Raw genomic sequence first — 2,763 nt, 5'->3', positions numbered from 1 at the left:
CTTTGAACTCAAAAACAAGCATTTTCCACCTCCCGTCTTATGCTATCACAATTGGTATAAGATAGAGCGAATATAATAAAAAGCCGTCCTGCAAGGACGGGGCTTTAGACCCAACTTTTCGGTAAAATTACCTTCTCTTGTTCATCTACCGCTGCGTTAATCTCAAAACCATTCAACACTAAAAAGACTTCCATCCCAGCGTGACCGATGCGTTTATTGCCATCAATGAAAGGATGATTTTTAATTAGGGAAAAACCAAGGGTAGAAGCTTTTTCAACTATTGTCGGGTAAAGTTACTCACCAGCAAAGGTCATTTGTGGTTGAGCTATAGCTGATTCTAATCCACCCATGTTGGAAATACCCGCCGAGCCACCTGACTGCTCAATTATGCGATGATACAGTTCTAACACCTCTTCTAAAGTAAGATACCGCATCACGCCAGCCGCTTGTAAAGTTCAGCATTTTTATTGAGTACATAATCCATAGCACCTTTGAAAGATGCGTTTGGTTTATTTAGTATTTCTTCAACACCCATTAACACTAATTCTTCTATTGATAAGCCAAGGTTATTGGCGGTTTTTTGCAGCTTCAACAAACGCTCATCGGGAATTTTGATGGTAATGGTGTTCATGATAAAATAGGATGTTTAAAGATACCATTACTTTAGCATTGTAACTTATATCAGATGCATAGCGATCGCTTGTTTCTTAGTTTAGTTAGATGCATAGCGATCGCCGTTTTATTTATAGGCAATTTTGTTGTGCGATCGCGCTATTTCCCAAGTGCTAGACATTAGACATCTCCAGAAATGAACTATACGTTGCCCGAAACCCTTGATTAGACGTAGCATTGCTACGTCTCTACGTCTTTTATGGAGATGTCTATTGACCAAGATGAGATAAACAGCTTTGGTGGAACATCTGGTGTCACAGACCAAGGTTTGCTAGATTCAGCACTGGCACAACCTCAAGCAACATGATGGCGGTGAACTTCTTCATCCTACAATTGGTGAGCAAGCAGCAGCATATCTGTACCATTTAGCGATGAACCATCCATTTATTGATGGCAACAAGCGCACTGCATTTGCGGTTATGGATATCTTCATAACCTTAAACGGCTACAGTTTGAACTTATCTCAAGAGCAAGCTTACAACTTGGTGATTCAAGTAGTTCAGAGGGAAATATCCAAACAAGAATTATCTGCATTCCTGGAACTGCATTTACAGGGCAAGTAAATCGATAGAATAATGCTCTGTCCCCCAGAGTGCATTTTCATGACTGCAACCTCAAAACCAGCCTTTTCCGCTGAAGAAATCGCCAAAGAAGGTTTAAAGCCAGAAGAATATGAAGAAATTGTCCGCAGGTTAGGGCGTCATCCCAACAAAGCCGAACTAGGAATGTTTGGGGTGATGTGGTCAGAACATTGTTGTTACAAAAATTCACGACCATTATTAAAACAGTTTCCCACGACCGGATCGCGCATTCTCGTTGGTCCCGGTGAAAATGCCGGCGTTATCGATTTAGGGAATGGGTTGCAACTTGCCTTTAAAATTGAATCTCACAATCACCCCTCAGCCGTCGAACCTTTTCAAGGCGCCGCCACTGGCGTAGGAGGTATTCTCAGAGATATCTTTACAATGGGTGCGCGTCCCATTGCTCTTTTAAACTCCCTCCGCTTCGGTTCCCTAGAAGATGCCAAAACTCAACGGCTTTTCAGCGGTGTAGTTGCAGGTATAAGTCACTACGGTAATTGCGTCGGGGTGCCCACTGTCGGTGGCGAAGTTTATTTTGATGCTGCTTACTCCGGGAATCCCCTAGTAAACGTGATGGCGCTAGGATTGATGGAAACTTCAGAAATCGTCAAATCTGGGGCATCTGGTTTAGGTAACCCGGTGCTGTATGTTGGTTCCACCACCGGACGCGATGGTATGGGTGGTGCAAGTTTTGCCAGTGCAGAACTCAGCGATGAATCACTAGATAACCGTCCAGCGGTGCAAGTTGGCGATCCTTTTTTAGAAAAGTCGTTAATTGAAGCTTGTTTGGAAGCGTTTAAAACAGGTGCAGTCGTTGCCGCACAGGATATGGGTGCAGCTGGGATTACTTGTTCCACATCCGAAATGGCTGCAAAAGGTGGTGTCGGGATTGAACTGGATTTAGATAAAATACCCGTGAGGGAATCGGGTATGGTTCCCTATGAATACCTGCTTTCGGAATCTCAAGAAAGAATGCTGTTTGTGGCACACAAGGGACGCGAACAAGAGTTAATCGACATTTTCCACCGTTGGGGACTGCAAGCAGTTGTTGCGGGGGAAGTTATAGCCGAACCCATTGTGAGAATATTATTTCAAGGTGGAATTGCCGCAGAAATTCCTGCCGAAGCTTTGGCAGAAAACACCCCATTGTATGAACGAGAATTATTGACAGAACCACCAGAATATGCTTTAAAAGCTTGGGAATGGACACCTGATTTGCTTCCCCATTGCACAACTGCTGGGATTGAAATTGAAAAAAGCCAGCAAAGTTGGAATGATATCCTTTTGACTTTACTTGATACACCAGCGATCGCATCAAAACGTTGGGTTTATCGCCAATACGATCATCAAGTCCAAAATAACACCGTCATGTTACCAGGTGGTGCTGATGCCGCTGTCGTCCGGTTGCGTCCCCTTGAGGAGAGGGGGAGAGGGGGAGGGGGGGACAAGGAGACAAGGGGACAAGGGGGACAAGGGGGACAAGGTGGTATTTCTTCCCCCCCTCCCCCAC

Annotated in this window: 5 protein-coding genes; 2 read left to right on the top strand and 3 right to left on the bottom strand. The window is 44.5% G+C overall.

The genetic code is table 11. From position 1 onward, the window contains the following. Positions 1-104: 104 nt before the first annotated feature. The 3 genes from OGM63_RS08305 to OGM63_RS08295 are packed head-to-tail and all read right to left on the bottom strand — an operon-like array spanning position 105 to position 631. Positions 105-281 (bottom strand): type II toxin-antitoxin system death-on-curing family toxin, encoded by a 177-nt coding sequence (locus OGM63_RS08305; protein WP_263745043.1) that lies wholly within the window; start codon positions 279-281, stop codon positions 105-107. A gap of 12 nt (positions 282-293) precedes the next feature. Next, positions 294-434 (bottom strand): hypothetical protein, encoded by a 141-nt coding sequence (locus tag OGM63_RS08300; protein ID WP_263745042.1) that lies wholly within the window; start codon positions 432-434, stop codon positions 294-296. Continuing rightward, positions 434-631 carry a DNA-binding protein gene (locus OGM63_RS08295; RefSeq protein WP_263745041.1) on the bottom strand — a complete coding sequence of 66 codons (198 nt, stop codon included), beginning with the start codon at positions 629-631 and terminating at the stop codon, positions 434-436. Before OGM63_RS08295 ends, OGM63_RS08300 begins: the two co-directional genes overlap by 1 nt. Before the next feature lie 412 nt (positions 632-1,043). Here OGM63_RS08295 and OGM63_RS08290 point away from each other — a divergent pair, with 412 nt between their 5' ends. After that, on the top strand, positions 1,044-1,235 hold the full coding sequence (locus OGM63_RS08290; protein WP_263745040.1) for a type II toxin-antitoxin system death-on-curing family toxin: 192 nt from the start codon (positions 1,044-1,046) through the stop codon (positions 1,233-1,235). 39 nt (positions 1,236-1,274) lie between these two features. Beyond that, the coding region (purL, locus tag OGM63_RS08285; RefSeq protein ID WP_263745039.1) for a phosphoribosylformylglycinamidine synthase subunit PurL at positions 1,275-2,763 on the top strand (1,489 nt) is incomplete at its 3' end.

The sequence above is a fragment of the Plectonema radiosum NIES-515 genome (assembly GCF_025753815.1).
Taxonomy (GTDB): domain Bacteria; phylum Cyanobacteriota; class Cyanobacteriia; order Cyanobacteriales; family Nostocaceae; genus Hassallia; species Hassallia radiosum_A.
The sequence above is the reverse complement of the archived record's forward strand: the minus strand, read 5'-3'. Positions and strand labels throughout refer to the sequence as shown.

Bases quoted from the DNA above. Each gene is read 5' to 3' on its own strand.
- OGM63_RS08290 (WP_263745040.1), top strand. From the start codon at position 1,044: ATGAACCATCCATTTATTGATGGCAACAAGCGCACTGCATTTGCGGTT.
- OGM63_RS08300 (WP_263745042.1), bottom strand. From the start codon at position 434: ATGCGGTATCTTACTTTAGAAGAGGTGTTAGAACTGTATCATCGCATA.
- OGM63_RS08295 (WP_263745041.1), bottom strand. From the start codon at position 631: ATGAACACCATTACCATCAAAATTCCCGATGAGCGTTTGTTGAAGCTG.